This window comes from Pseudomonas sp. LBUM1656 (assembly GCF_059716065.1).
The window spans coordinates 3,309,049-3,323,581 of sequence record NZ_CP166800.1 but is presented as its reverse complement, the minus strand read 5'-3'; the positions used below and the strand labels follow the sequence as shown (position 1 = coordinate 3,323,581).

Genomic DNA, 14,533 nt, shown 5'->3' with positions numbered 1-14,533 from the left:
CAGTCCTGAGTCAGGTTCTGCTGACCAGCGTTTATTGATTCCGATTCTACTTGGTCTTTATGGCTGATGACTTCGCAAGTGGGCTCGCTGCCGCAGGGATGTGTAAACGACACAGTTCCAACGTGCGAGCCCGCTAGCGAAAATGCTCATGCCGTACGCGGTTTACGCCCTGACACAAAATGACTCACATCATTGAACCCCGGTGTCGAGGAATGCCCCGGTGTGACCAGCGAATCAATAAACGCCTCATCTTCAGCCGTGATCTTTACCGCCTGCGCCTTGGTGTATGCATCCCACTGTTCCTCGGTACGCGGCCCGACAATCGCCGAGGTCACGGCGCCGTTGTTCAGCACCCAGGCAATCGCGAATTCGACAATGCCCACGCCACGCTCCTGGGTGTACCGCTGAATCTGCTGGGCAATCCGCAACGACTCGACCCGCCATTCGGTTTCCAGAATGCGTTTGTCGGCGCGACCGGCGCGGCTGTTGGCGTCCGGTTTCACGTCTGGTGCGTACTTGCCGCTGAGCACGCCGCGAGCCAGTGGACTGTAAGGCACCACGCCCAAACCATAGTTGTGCGCGGCGGTGATCTGCTCAGACTCAGCCTGACGGTTAACGATGTTGTACAGCGGCTGACTGATCACTGGGCGGTCGACACCCAGCTGATCGGCCACACGAATCACCTCGGCAATCCGCCAGCCACGGTAATTTGACAACCCCCAATAACGAATCTTGCCCTGGCGAATGAGATCGCCAATCGCCGACACGGTCACTTCCAGCGGCGTGTTGTGGTCTTCGCGGTGCAGGTAATAGATGTCGAGATAGTCAGTGCCCAAACGCGTCAGGCTGGCGTCGAGGCCGTTGAAAATATGCTTGCGGCTCAACCCGCTGCGGTTCGGCACACCATCCACCGGGCCGAACCCGACTTTGGTCGCCAGTACCCATTCGTGACGGTTGCCGGCAATCGCTTCGCCGACGATCTCTTCGGAACGGCCGCCGGTGTAGACGTCCGCGGTGTCGATGAAATTGATGCCCTGGTCCCAGGCCTTGTCGATGATCCGCAGGGAATCTTCGGTGCTGGTCTGTTCGCCGAACATCATGGTGCCCAGTGTCAGGGTCGACACCTGTAAACCTGAACGACCCAGCGTGCGATAGCTCATGACGAAATCCTTTTACCGGTGGGAGAAAGGCTCAATCAAATACCAGAACGCCTGCGCGCAGAAAAGTGAAATTATCGGCGCAGACGTGACAGTAATAAACAGCACTGTTTAACGGACACCTTCAGACACGTACTCAGGCTACACATCCTTGCGCCGTTGCCTACGACTGCGCCAGAATCCGCCGGCTTGTGCGCCTTGGGCCCTGGTTTTATCGTTTCCCCGTCGCTGAAAAGAACAGCGATCGGGTTTGGTAGCCCGGGTTTCTAGTCGCAAAGCATTGCCTTTTGCTGAGATTTTTCGTCTCGTCTTTTATGGTGGTCATGCGCAGGGCATCTTCGGATGCGCCGTTTTCCTAGAGCCCGGTCTACCAACCTGCGTATGGCCTCCACCCATCGTTTGGTAGCGAGGGTGATGGCTCCTTTTAAGTGCTTTAGGAGTTTCATCTATGTTCAAACCAACACCCAATCCACCCGAAGCGGACGACGTTTCCCCCTACGAAACCGCCGATTCCAAAAAACTCAACGAGGCCGCCGAGCGAGCGCTCGACTTCCACTTCCCGTCGAACGCCGACATCAAAGCCACCCCGCGAACACGCAGCAGCCTGTTTTCCGTGGACCCAGAGGCCACGACCGAAACCCTGGCGGTTTATCTGGTCGAGACGCTGGCCTCGGTTGATGTGATGGTCCATCAGTTGGTGGATCATCTGGAGGGGGAGTCGCGTTATGCGCTTCTGGGTATTTCCAACAGCATCATGGTGGCGGAGATTGCGGCGAATCGGGTGTTGGATAACGTTGGTCCGCAGGGTTAACGCAGGTCCTTAAGAGAGCACAAACCTGTGGCGAGGGAGCTTGCTCCCGTCCGGCTGCGCAGCAGTCGTAAACCGGATTACGCGGTGTGCCTGAAAGCTCGCGGTTGCAGCTTTTGGGGCTGCTTCGCAGCCCAGCGGGAGCAAGCTCCCTCGCCACAAAAGCCTGCGTGTTCACAAAAGTGTGTCTGTTCACAAAAGGCTGTCTGACCAAAAAGCCTGTGTGCATGTGCAAAATGAGAAACGGCCCGAAAGGGCCGTTTTTTGTTGAACGTTCCCACGCGCAGCGAATGCTTCTGGGGATGCTCCGCCTTCTTGCTCAGGAAGGGACGCGGAGCATCCCGGGCTGCATTCCCACGCGGAGCGGGGGAACGATGATTACACCCGCAACGTCCGCGTCATGCGCAGTGCCAGCATGCTCCCGCACACAATCACGCCCGCCAGCAGATACAGCGCCGCATCGGTCGAGCCGGTGCTGTCCTTGACCCAACCCACCAGGTACGGGCTCAGGAAACCCGCCATCTGCCCCATGGAGTTGATCAATGCCAAACCGCCCGCCGCCGCGCCCGCGCTCAGCATGGCTGTCGGCACCGGCCAGAACATCGGCAGGCCGGTGAGGGCGCCCATGGTGGCGATGGTCAAGCCGAGAATCGCAATGGCCGGCGTGGTCGCAAAGTTCACGGCAATCAGCAGACCGACCGCACCCATCAGCATTGGCACCACCAAGTGCCAGCGACGTTCTTTGCGCAGGTCTGCCGAGCGGCCGACCATCAACATGAACAGCGCCGCCAACAGGTACGGAATCGCGCTCAACCAGCCGATCACCAGGTTATCGCTGAAGCCCAGGTTCTTGATGATCGACGGCAGCCAGAAGTTGATGGCGTAGACGCCGCTCTGGATGCAGAAGTAGATCAACCCGAACGCCCAGATCGCCGGGTTCTTGAACACGGCGAGCAGTGAGTCGGTGGTGGTTTTCGGTTTGTTGGCCAGATCGATGGCGTGGTCGGCTTCCAGCACCGAGCGCTCGAACGGCGTGAGCCACTTGGCATTGGCGTAACTGTCGCTCAGCAGGAAATAGGCGAGGGCGCCGAGGATCACGGTTGGAATGCCTTGCAGCAGGAACATCCACTGCCAGCCGGCCAAACCGCCCTGGCCGGCAGCGAAGTGATTGAGGATCCAGCCGGAAAACGGGCTGCCGAGCAGGCCGGAGACCGGGATCGCCGACATGAACAGCGCCATGATGCGGCCACGGCGGAAGGTCGGGAACCACTGCGAAAGGTAGAGCACCACGCCCGGGAAGAACCCGGCTTCGGCCGCGCCGGTGAACAGGCGCAAGGTGTAGAACTCGGTCGGGGTGGTGACGAACAGCAGGCAAGTCGACAGCGTGCCCCAGACGATCATCATCAGCGCGATCCAGCGCCGTGGGCCGAATTTGGTCAGGGCCAGGTTGCTTGGCACGCCGCACAGCACGTAGCCGATAAAGAAGATCCCGGCCCCGAGGCCGTACACGGTTTCGCTGAATTTCAGTGCGTCGAGCATCTGCAGTTTGGCGAATCCAACGTTGACCCGGTCGAGGTAGTTGAACAGGTAGCAGATGAAGATGAAGGGGATCAAACGCAGGGTGATGCGTTTGTAGACGGCGTTTTTGTCGTCAACGATGGCCTGGGTAGCGGCGGCGCTCTGTGACATGGCGGGCTCTCTCTTTATTATGATTTTTTGCGATGCGCAGGGTAACGTTGATCGCCCAGAGAGTCTCGGCCACCCTCGGGGTTGCTGTCTTTGTGCCTGAGCACAGGGTTTGCAACCAAGCCCTGTGCGGGTGAACAAGCCGTCCCATCACGCTTTCAAGGATCCCGATATGTTCGAACTCGATCACGACCTGGCCCAGGACATCGTCGACCGGGCAATGGCCATCCTGCCGTACAACGTCAACGTCATGGACAGTCAGGGATTGATTCTTGGCAGCGGCGAGCCGGAGCGGATCAACACACGCCATGAAGGCGCGCAACTGGTGCTGGCCAACGGGCGGGTGGTGGAAATCGACGCGCAGACGGCGATTCATCTCAAAGGTGTGCAGCCGGGGATCAACTTGCCGTTGCTGCTCGATCAGCGCTTGATCGGCGTGCTGGGGATTACCGGTGAACCGGAGCAATTGCGCACCTATGCCGAACTGGTGCGGATGACCGCGGAGATGCTGGTAGGCCAGCGCAATCAGCAGGCGGAGCAGCAATGGCGGCGTCAGCGTTGCGATGACCTGCTGGCGTTGCTGCTGAGCGAGGCGGGGGATTCGCCGCGCTTGCTGGACGAAGCGCAGCAGTTGGGCTTGAAACCGCAAATCACGCGGGTGCCTTATCTGTTCGAGTTGGGCGTGGAGCACGGTCCGGGGCAGACAGTTGATGCGCTCAGTGCCTGGCTGACATCGCGTTACCCTGACAGTTGGTGCGTGAGCTCGGCCAAGACTTCGTTATTGTGGTGCCGGCCGGCAAGTCAGGCGATCGAGAATGATCGGCTGCTGGAAAAACTCGACGGTCTGGGCTGGAACATTTTGCGCATTGCCGTGGGCGGGCAGGCGGATGGATTGTCGGGGCTGCGTCGTTGCTATCGACGGGTCGGCGACTTGCTGGCGTATGGGCGCGATGTATTGCCGCGTTCGCGGTTGCTGACGCTCCACCGTTATCGGCTGCCGGTGATGCTGTGGCGGCATCGCAATGACGACGCGCTGGATGAGCTGCTCAAGCCACTGCGCAAAGTCATCGCCAAGGACGGCAACGGCCAACTGCTGGCGACCTTGCGCAGTTGGTGCGAACACGACGGGCAGAGCCAGGCGTGTGCCGATGCGCTGGGGATTCATCGCAATAGTCTGCGCTACCGAATGGAGCGGATTGCCGAGTTGAGCGGGGTTGATCCGCTGAAACTGGACGGGATGCTCGCGCTGTACCTCGGCGTCCAGCTCCTCCCCCAAACTGACTGACAAACCCCAATCTTGTAGCAGCTGCCGAGCAGCGCGAGACTGCGTTCGGTTCGGGCCGCGTTCGGACGAAGCAGTCGTGAATCCATCCGCTGCGGTGAATCAGACAAACCGCATAGACCGGATTTGCGAGGACTTCGTCCTCGAACGCAGCCTCGCGCTGCTCGGCAGCTGCTACAAACAGTGTGTGGGTCGGGTTTTGTGGAAATGAACAATAAACGCCACACCCGCTTGTGCAGCTGACCGGCGTTATTGTTCGGGGCTGCTGGCAGCATGGAACGCATTGGAACTGGAGAATTCGCATGAAAATCGTCATCGCCCCCGATTCGTTCAAGGACAGCCTGAGTGCCCAGGGTGTGGCTGACGCCATCGCCCTTGGCCTGGCGCAGGTCTGGCCGGACGCGCAACTGGTCAAATGCCCGATGGCCGACGGCGGCGAAGGCACGGTCGAGTCGATTCTGGCGGCGTGCGAAGGTCAATTGCGCAGGACGCAGGTTCGCGGTCCGCTCGGGGTGGCCGTCGATGCCGCGTGGGGTTGGTTGCCCCAAACCCACACCGCGATCATCGAAATGGCCGAAGCCAGCGGCTTGCAACTGGTGCCGCCGGGGCAGCGCGATGCGTGCATCAGCAGCACCTTTGGCACCGGCGAACTGATTCGTGCGGCGCTGGAGGCCGGGGCGCAACGGGTGATCCTGGCCATTGGCGGCAGCGCCACCAATGACGGCGGTGCCGGGGCGATGCAGGCGCTGGGCGTTAAGTTGCTGGACGCCCAGGGGCAAACGCTGGCACCGGGCGGTTTGGCATTGGCAAAACTGGCGCAAATCGATATGAGTGAAATCGATCCGCGCCTGACCAACGTGCGCTTCGACATCGCGGCCGACGTCAACAATCCACTGTGCGGTCCGCATGGCGCTTCAGCGATTTTTGGACCGCAGAAAGGTGCATCGCCCGAGCAGGTGCTGCAACTGGATGCAGCCCTCGGGCACTTCGCCGAGCTTTGCGCGCAAGCGTTGGGTAAGGATGTCAAAGACGAGCCCGGCAGCGGCGCTGCGGGTGGTCTGGGGTTTGCGGCCAAGGCGTTTCTGGATGCGCAATTCAAGGCCGGCGTGGAGGTCGTCGCCGAGTTGGTCGGGCTGGCAGACGCGGTGAAGGGCGCTGACCTGGTCATCACCGGCGAAGGCCGTTTTGACGCCCAGACCTTGCGCGGCAAGACGCCGTTTGGCGTGGCGCGAATTGCCCGGGAGCAGGGCGTGCCGGTGATTGTGATCGCGGGGACGTTGGGCGAGGGGTATCAGGATTTGTACGCACATGGCATCGATGCGGCGTTTGCCTTGGCCAGCGGGCCGATGACGCTGGAACAGGCCTGTGCCGAGGCGCCGCGGTTGTTGCAAGATCGCGCCAGTGATATCGCACGTGTCTGGAGAATGGCCACTCGCAAATCCTGAGGTTCAATCCATCCCTGTAGCAGCTGTCGAGCCTGCGAGGCTGCGTTCGAGGACGCAGTCCTCGCCGATCCGAAACATGCGGTTTGCCTGAATGATCGCGTGCGCAGGATTTACGACTGCTTCGCAGCCGAACGCAGCCTCGCGCTGCTCGGCAGCTGCTACAGGGATGTGTGTTTCAAGGTTGAGACACTTGCAGCCCCGCAAAATATTTTTCTCAATTCCCCGCATAAAACCTCATCCCCAGCCGATACACCCAATAGGCGCACACAAACCTATTACAACAGTGGCGCCCGGCTGACTTCGCGCGCCCCTCTCCCGCCACTCAGCCATCACCGCAAGGACGCTCGCCGCTCAATCACCCGAGTATCGTCCTATGTCCCTGCGTAATCTGAATATCGCGCCTCGAGCTTTCCTGGGGTTTGCCTTCATTGCCTTGCTCGTCATCGTACTGGGCGTATTTGCGGTGAATCGCATGTCGATCATCCGCCAGTCCTCGGTCGACATGGGCAGCACCCAACTGCCCAGCGTCAGCTACCTGGGCAATGTCACCGAAAATATCCTGCGCATGCGCATTTTGTCGTTCCGGATTCTGGTCAACCGCGAGCCGGCGAGCTTGCAAGAGGCTGAAACCCGAATTGGCGTGCTCACCGACAAGGCACGCAAGGCACAGGCCAGCTACGCCGAGTTGCCGGCAGGCCCTGACGAAGCGGCGCTGTACAAGGTGTTCAGTGCGACATTGGACAAATACATGCAAGCGCAGCGCGAGATGATGGACCTGTCGCGCCAGAACAAGGTGGATGAGATGCGCACCTTGATCAACACGCGGATCAAGGAAGGCACCGACCAGATGGGCGAACAGCTCAATAAACTGGTGGCCTATAACAATGATGGCGCCAAAGCAGCCGGTGTGATCGCTGAAGACAACTACAACACCGCCGTGAACGGCATCATCGCGGTGTCGGTGGTGGCCTCGCTCATGACCGTGCTGCTGGCCTGGCTGTTGACCCGCAGCATCGTCACGCCGCTGAATCGCGCCGTGCAAGCCGCCGAAACCATTGCCGGCGGCAACCTGAGCAAGGCCATCGAAATCGACGGCAAGGATGAACCGGCCCGTTTGCTCGGCGCCTTGTCCGTCATGCAGGCCAACCTGCGCAAAACCATCGAACAGATCGCCGGTTCCGCCACGCAATTGGGAGCGGCTGCCGAAGAGTTGAGCACCGTGACCCAGGAAGCGTCTCGCGGCCTGCAGCAACAGAACAACGAAATCGAACAGGCTGCGACAGCGGTCAACGAAATGACCGCCGCCGTGGAAGAAGTCGCACGCAACGCCGTGTCGACCTCCGAAGCCTCGAACCAGTCGACCCAGGCGGCGCGCGAAGGCCGCGACCGCGTGGTGGAAACGGTTGACGCGATCCAGACCATGACCCACGACGTGCAAAACACTTCGTTGATGATCGAAGGGCTGGCCGCTCAAGGGCGGGACATCGGCAAAGTGCTGGACGTGATCCGCGCTATCGCCGAGCAAACCAACCTGCTGGCCCTCAACGCTGCAATTGAAGCGGCCCGTGCCGGTGAAGCCGGGCGTGGTTTTGCCGTGGTCGCGGACGAAGTCCGTGCCTTGGCCCATCGCACCGCGCAATCGACCCAGGAAATCGAAAAAATGGTCGCCGGCATCCAGAACGGCACGGGCGAAGCCGTCTCGTCGATGCAGCAAAGCAATCAGCGCACCCAAAGTACCCTGGAAATGGCTCGCGCCGCTGGTGTGGCGCTGGAGCAGATCACCCAGTCGATCCACTTGATCAACGAACGCAACCTGGTGATCGCCAGCGCCTCGGAAGAACAGGCCCAGGTGTCCCGCGAAGTCGACCGCAACCTGGTGAACATCCGCGACCTCGCCACCCAGTCAGCCGCCGGTGCCAATCAGACCAGCGCTGCAACCCATGAACTGTCGCGTCTGGCGGTGGATTTGAATGCGATGGTGGCGCGGTTTGTGATTTGAAATGTATGAGTCGAAGCCGATGTAATAAGTTGGAGCAGTTTCATGCTCCAACTTTAATTAATAGTGCGGTACTCAGTTTAAGCAAATGCCTATATAGCCTTTTGCATTTGCATGTCCTTCACTGTGATGTCTTGAGAGAGCGATGTTGGCGAAGTGCTGTTATCTGCCAATTTGAACAGTTTATAGGACATTGGATGTGTGCCATTGCCTATCGCGCGAATGTTGTAAGTCGTAAACCTGACAGTCGTGTGAGAGCCCGAGTTAGAAAGGCTCGCATTAACAGTAAAAATTTTGGGCGGTGTACCAAATGTTACCGCGACGAGGTCGTACGATTTATCAGGATAGGGCTCTATAGTGACTTTCAATTGATTGCCGTTTTCTGAGAGGTATCTCTGAGTGAGGCCGTTATCCAACACTTCCTTTGGTAACACTGGTAATACAGGTATTTGTTTCTGAGATGTTTTATCAACATTCGACATTCCGATTCTCCAAAGCAGGATGGTTATGAAAGGAAACCGCATCGAAATTCGAAATTCCTGCGCTCATTTAGCGGTCTCAAAAAAGGCTCGTCTACTGTCAGCTAGACAGGGTCGAAAAACGCGTTCAACTTAACGAGTTTCACTCAGTGAGTCCTGGCTGATGCCAAATAGCTGGCGCGTTTCGTGATTTGAGATAGGGTTGAGGCTGGGAGTCCGCGCGCGACAGGAGAAGCACATGCGCTATTCAGCCTTGACCCAACGAATCGCCGGAGACGGAGCAGCAGCCTGGCAGATTCATGACCGAGCGCTGGAAATGCGCGAACAAGGTATCGATGTGCTGCTGCTGTCGATCGGCGATCCGGATTTCGACACGCCGCCGCCCGTCGTCCAGGCGGCTATCGACAGCTTGCGGGCCGGTGACACCCATTACCCGGAAGTGCGCGGCAGTCGCGGGTTGCGCAGCAGCGTTGCGCGGCGCCATCGACAGCGCAGTGGACAGGCGGTGGACGCCGATCACGTGATCGTGTTTCCGGGCGCGCAATGTGCGGTGTATTCGGTCGCGCAATGCCTGCTCGATCCGGGCGATGAGGTGATCGTCGCCGAACCGATGTATGTGACCTACGAAGGCGTGTTCGGCGCCTGCGCCGCCAAAGTGGTGCCAGTGGCGGTGCGGCCGGAGAACGGCTTTCGTGTTGATCCGGCGGATGTGGCGGCGCTGATCACGCCCAAGACCCGCGTCCTGTTGCTCAACAGCCCCAACAATCCTTCCGGCGCCAGCCTGTCCTTGAAGACCTGGCAAGCGCTGGCCGCGTTGTGCGTGCGCCATGATCTGTGGCTGATCAGTGACGAGGTCTACAGCGATCTGCTGTTCGAGGGCGAACACATCAGCCCGGCGAGCCTGCCGGGCATGGCCGAACGCACTGCGACGATCAACAGCCTGTCCAAATCCCACGCCATGAGCGGCTGGCGCGTCGGTTGGTCAATCGGCCCGAAAATGCTGGCCGAGCACCTGGTGCATTTGTCCTTGTGTATGCTGTTTGGCATCCCGAATTTTGTGCAGAAAGCCGCGCAAGTGGCGCTGGATGAAGACCTGCCGGAAGTGGCGCTGATGCGCGAGGAATATCGCCAGCGTCGCGATCTGGTGTGCGCGCGGTTGAGCAACTGCGCGGGGCTTCGACCTATCCGGCCGGATGGCGGGATGTTTGTGATGGTGGATGTGCGCCTGACCGGGTTATGCGCCCAAGGCTTCGCCGAGCGGTTGCTGGAGGGTTACGGCGTGTCCGTGCTCGCCGGGGAGGCGTTCGGACCGAGTGCGGCGGGGCATATCCGGATCGGGTTGGTGGTGGATCAGGTGAAACTGGCCGATGCGTGCCGGCGGATTGCCTTGTGTGCGGCGGACTTGCTCGAAGCACGGCGTGCCTGACAGACAGATCGTTCCCACGCGGAGCGTGGGAACGATCACTGTCAAGCCTGCCACGCCCCGACATTCACCAGATTCTTCGGCCGCTCCCCAGCCAACGCCATCAACAGATTATCCACCGCACACTCCGCCATCGCCTCCCGCGTCTCATGCGTCGCCGACCCCATGTGCGGCGTCGCCACCACGTTGCTCAACGTTAACAACGGTGAATCCAGATTCAACGGCTCACGCTCAAACACATCCAGCCCGGCCGCGCGAATCTGCCCGGTGCGCAACGCCTCGATCAGCGCCGCTTCGTCCACCACCTTGCCCCGGGAAATATTGATGAAAATGCTCTCTGGGCGCATCAAGGCGAATTCCTCGGCGCCAATCAAGCCTTCGGTCTCAGCCGTCAGCGGCAAGGTCAGGCAAATGAAATCCGCCTGCTGCAACAGCTCGGTCAGGCTGCGGTACTCAGCATCAAATCGTTGCTCAACCGCCGGTTTCGGCGAGTGGCTGTGATAGATCACCGGCATGCCAAAGCCGAAATGCCCACGTTGCGCCAGCGCCTCGCCAATCCGCCCCATGCCAATGATGCCCAGCGTCTTGCCATGCACATCGGTGCCAAAATGCACCGGGCCGATGTTGCGGGTCCACTTCCCGGCACGGACCATGTTGGCCAGTTCCACCACTCGCCGCGCCGTCGCCAGAATCAGCGCGAAACCCGTGTCAGCCGTGGTTTCCGTCAGCACGTCAGGCGTGTTGCTGAGCAGGATGCGTCGCTCGGTCAGGTAGTCGATGTCGTAGTTGTCGACGCCCACGGAGACGCTGGCGATGGCTTGCAGACTCGGCGCCAGGTCGAGTAATTCGGCGTCCAGTTTCAGGCTCGCACCGAGCAAACCATGGGCTCGGGGCAGGGCGGCGCGCAGTTGCGCGATGCCTTCCGGGTTAAGGTTGTCGATCAGGGTCACCTCGGTGTGCTCATGCAGTCGAGCCATCAACAGCGGCGAGAGTTTCTTGTACAGCACGACCTGCTTTTTCATCGTTATCATCTCAACTTCAATTCAAGGGTGAGCAGTCACTGGCCGTTGCGCAGCGGCCTTGGCCACGACCCGGTCACTGGCGCCGGGCTTGAGGAAAATCGTCAGCACCACCGAGAGCATCAACGCGCCGCTCATCAGCAAATACGAAGCGCCGGGCGACCCGGTGGAGCTGTTCAGGTAACCGACCAGATACGAACCGCCGAACGAACCCAACGCGCCCATGCTGTTGATCAGCGCCATGGCACCCCCGGCAACGTTCGCCGGAAGGATTTCGGGAACGATGGCGAAAAACGGCCCATACGGCGCATACATGCAGGCGCCGGCAATCACCAGCAGGGTGTAGGACCACCAGAAATGTTCGGCGCCCAAGGCGTAGGAGCCGTAGAACGCAATGGAGGCAATCAGCAGCGGCGGCCAGACAAAGCGTTTGCGCTTCTGCAATTTGTCCGAGCCCCAGGACACCAGCAACATGGCGATCACCGCGGCCAGGTACGGCAGCGCCGAGAGCCAGCCGGCTTCGATCATGTCCATCTGCGCGCCGGCCTTGAGGATCGACGGCAGCCACAACACGAAACCGTAGACCCCAATGCTCCAGCAGAAAAACTGCAACGCGAGGATGATCACTTTCGGCGAGCGGAAGGCTTCGGCGTAGTTCTTCACCGCTTTGATCCCGACCTGTTCGGCGGCGAGGGCGCTTTCCAGGTCGTGCTTCTCCTGGTCGGTCAGCCACTTGGCCTGGGCCGGACGGTCATCGGCCAGACGCCACCAGATAAACGCCCACAGCACCGCCGGCAACCCTTCGATGATGAACATCCAGCGCCAGCTGTAATGCTGCACCAGATAGCCCGACACCACCGACATCCAGAGCATGGTCACCGGGTTGCCAAGGATCAGAAAGGTATTGGCCCGCGAGCGTTCGGCACGGGTGAACCAGTGGCACAGGTACACCAGCATCGCCGGCATCACCGCGGCTTCGACCACGCCGAGCATGAAGCGGATCACGATCAGCCAATAGGCGTTGGACACGATCCCGGTCAACGTGGCAAGCCCGCCCCATAGGATCAGGCTGACGAAAATCAGCTTCTTTACGCTGTGCTTCTGCGCATAGATCGCGCCCGGCACCTGGAAGAAAAAGTAGCCAAGGAAAAACAGCGCGCCGAGCATCGACGACAGGCCGGGCGTGATCATCAGGTCGGCAGCCATCCCGGAGGCGGCGGCGAACCCGTAATTGGCACGGTCCAGATACGCCAGGCTGTAGGTGATGAAGACGATGGGCATGATGTACCACCAGCGGCGGGTGGCGAGTGAGGCGGTTTTCATGGTGGTGCTCCTGAGCTTGTTGTTTTTGTCGCAGCAGGTAACGGGTCAAAAATCTTCAGTGACTGTGCGGGCCTCATCGCGAGCAGGCTCGCTCCCACACGGGTTTTGTGAACGCCACAGATCCCCTGTGGGAGTGAGCCTGCTCGCGATAGCGGCCTCGAATTCAACAGATAATTCAAGCCGGGTCGGCAACCCCTCCATATCCCCCCGACTCTGCACCGCACGGCTACCAATCCAGTTGGCCCGCTGCACGGCATCGGCAAAGCTGTGGTTTTCCAGCAAGGCGCTGATCATTCCGACGGCAAAGCCATCGCCGGCACCGACCGTATCGACCACCGTTGCCACGGGCACGCCGGCAACGAAACCTTCATCTTGATGGGTTCGGTAATACGCACCATGCGGCCCCAGCTTGATCGCGACCGCTTCAGTGCCTTGATCGAGATAAAACGCCGCAATGTCCGCCGGGTCTTCGAACCCGGTCAGCAAACGGCCTTCACTCAGCCCCGGCAGCACCCAATGGGCGAGGGCGGCGAGACGGTTGATCTCGGTGATCATCAAGCGTTCGCTGGCCCACAGGCTTGGGCGCAGATTCGGGTCGAAGGACACGCTGCGCCCGGCATTGCGCATGCGGGTCATCAGTTCAAACGACATTTCCCGAGCCGACGCCGACAGCGCCGGAGGAATGCCGGTGGCGTGCAGATGCCGCGCGTTGAGCAATGACGGGGAGATCGATTGCACCGACAAATGACTGGCCGCCGAACCGCGACGGAAATACTCGACCGCCGGATCGCTGCCATCCTCGGTGCGGGACTTGAGCTGAAACCCGGTCGGATAAGCCGGGTCGATGGCGACATGGCTGCAATCCAGGCCTTCTTTTTCCAGCGTGTCGACGACAAACCGCCCCAGCGAATCGGCACCCACCCGGCTCAACCACGCCACATTGAAACCCAGCCGCGACAGGCCAATCGCGACGTTGCTGTCGGCCCCGGCAATGCGCTTGTGAAATTGGCTGACGGACGCCAGGTCACCGTTCTGTTCGGCGACAAACATCGCCATGGTTTCGCCGAACGAAAGAATATCGAACTCAGGCATGAGCACTCTCCAGGCGGGATTGGCCGAGTCGGGCGAGGGTGGCGACATGCTCGGTGGTCAACTGCACCAGGTCATCGCCTTGCAGCGGATATTCCGCCGCCCGCATCACGCCGTGGGCCATGTGCCGCAGCAGTTGTTCCCACAGATGCACGTCGCTGGCAGCTGGCGGCGTGGCGACCAGTTTGCCGTCGGCCCGACGCGCCACGGCTTTGCAATGCACGTAGCCGACATGCCGGCCGAGCAACCGCGCAGCGCTGGCAGCGGACTGGTCCTGCCATTGCCAGTTACCGATATCGAAGGTCATCTTGACCGGCAGATTGTGTTGCTCAACTTCACCGAAGAAGCGTTGAAACGGTTCGATACGGCCGCCGTGCAAGGTCTGGTCGTTTTCCACCAGCAGTTGCAACGGGCTTTGCGCGAGGATTCGGCTCAAGGCCTGGAGATCGTTGTTGTCGGTGAAATAGCCCAGGGAGACTTTCAGCCACTTTGCGCCGAAGGTTTCGGCGCGCTGGAGGGTGGTGAGCAGTTCAGGATTGGGTTTCGACTGGCCGGCCAGCCACAATTCCATTGGCGACGAATAGATGCTTTCCAGCCCGTAGGATTGGGTAGCGTCGGTCAGTTGCAGCGGGTCTTCGTCGGTCAGCAACTCTTCGCGCCATTCGATGTGCGTGGCGCTGGCTGCAGCCAACACGGCTATAAAACTGCCTTGGCCGCGTTGGCGGACCAGGTCGGCGCCGTAGCTCGACAGGCTGATGGAAACGGGTGGTTTGTTCATTGTTTTGCACCTCTGAAACCGGTTTCATTTTTGTTCAAAAAAATATTT

At 60.1% G+C, this 14,533-nt stretch carries 11 protein-coding genes; 5 read left to right on the top strand and 6 right to left on the bottom strand.

Translation table 11 applies throughout. From position 1 onward, the window contains the following. Positions 1-146: 146 nt before the first annotated feature. Complete coding sequence (locus ACA072_RS15060; RefSeq protein ID WP_497618605.1) at positions 147-1,160, bottom strand: aldo/keto reductase; 1,014 nt, start codon at positions 1,158-1,160, stop codon at positions 147-149. 445 nt (positions 1,161-1,605) lie between these two features. Between ACA072_RS15060 and ACA072_RS15055 the strand changes: the two genes are divergently transcribed. Continuing rightward, positions 1,606-1,968 carry a DUF6124 family protein gene (locus ACA072_RS15055; protein ID WP_497618603.1) on the top strand — a complete coding sequence of 121 codons (363 nt, stop codon included), beginning with the start codon at positions 1,606-1,608 and terminating at the stop codon, positions 1,966-1,968. A 375-nt stretch (positions 1,969-2,343) separates the two neighbouring features. Here ACA072_RS15055 and ACA072_RS15050 read toward each other — a convergent pair whose 3' ends face one another. Next, positions 2,344-3,654, bottom strand: coding sequence for an MFS transporter (locus ACA072_RS15050; RefSeq protein ID WP_497618601.1), 1,311 nt, complete (start codon positions 3,652-3,654; stop codon positions 2,344-2,346). Between the two features lie 169 nt (positions 3,655-3,823). On the opposite strand from ACA072_RS15050, the gene ACA072_RS15045 reads away from it, so the two are divergent. From ACA072_RS15045 to ACA072_RS15030, 4 genes are all read left to right on the top strand, one after another. Continuing rightward, entirely contained in the window at positions 3,824-4,936 is a 1,113-nt protein-coding gene (locus ACA072_RS15045; protein WP_497618600.1) for a sugar diacid recognition domain-containing protein, read from the top strand. A gap of 299 nt (positions 4,937-5,235) precedes the next feature. Then, the gene (locus ACA072_RS15040) at positions 5,236-6,378 is read left to right on the top strand and encodes a glycerate kinase (RefSeq protein WP_497618599.1); all 1,143 of its coding nucleotides are present in this window, start codon (positions 5,236-5,238) and stop codon (positions 6,376-6,378) included. A 373-nt stretch (positions 6,379-6,751) separates the two neighbouring features. Next, entirely contained in the window at positions 6,752-8,377 is a 1,626-nt protein-coding gene (locus ACA072_RS15035) for a methyl-accepting chemotaxis protein (RefSeq protein ID WP_497618597.1), read from the top strand. A 714-nt stretch (positions 8,378-9,091) separates the two neighbouring features. Beyond that, entirely contained in the window at positions 9,092-10,279 is a 1,188-nt protein-coding gene (locus ACA072_RS15030) for a pyridoxal phosphate-dependent aminotransferase (RefSeq protein ID WP_497618596.1), read from the top strand. A 41-nt stretch (positions 10,280-10,320) separates the two neighbouring features. On the opposite strand, the gene ACA072_RS15025 is transcribed toward ACA072_RS15030, so the two are convergent. Genes ACA072_RS15025 through ACA072_RS15010 form a run of 4 tightly spaced genes read right to left on the bottom strand, consistent with a single transcriptional unit; the run spans position 10,321 to position 14,485 of the window. Beyond that, positions 10,321-11,298 (bottom strand): NAD(P)-dependent oxidoreductase, encoded by a 978-nt coding sequence (locus tag ACA072_RS15025; protein WP_497618595.1) that lies wholly within the window; start codon positions 11,296-11,298, stop codon positions 10,321-10,323. Positions 11,299-11,319: 21 nt separating this feature from the next. Beyond that, entirely contained in the window at positions 11,320-12,618 is a 1,299-nt protein-coding gene (locus ACA072_RS15020) for an MFS transporter (protein WP_497618593.1), read from the bottom strand. Positions 12,619-12,663: 45 nt separating this feature from the next. Beyond that, on the bottom strand, positions 12,664-13,710 hold the full coding sequence (locus ACA072_RS15015; RefSeq protein ID WP_497618591.1) for a sugar kinase: 1,047 nt from the start codon (positions 13,708-13,710) through the stop codon (positions 12,664-12,666). After that, positions 13,703-14,485: a sugar phosphate isomerase/epimerase family protein gene (locus ACA072_RS15010; RefSeq protein WP_497618589.1), complete on the bottom strand. Its 783-nt coding sequence runs from the start codon at positions 14,483-14,485 to the stop codon at positions 13,703-13,705. The genes ACA072_RS15015 and ACA072_RS15010 overlap by 8 nt, the downstream gene beginning before the upstream one ends. Positions 14,486-14,533 lie beyond the last annotated feature (48 nt).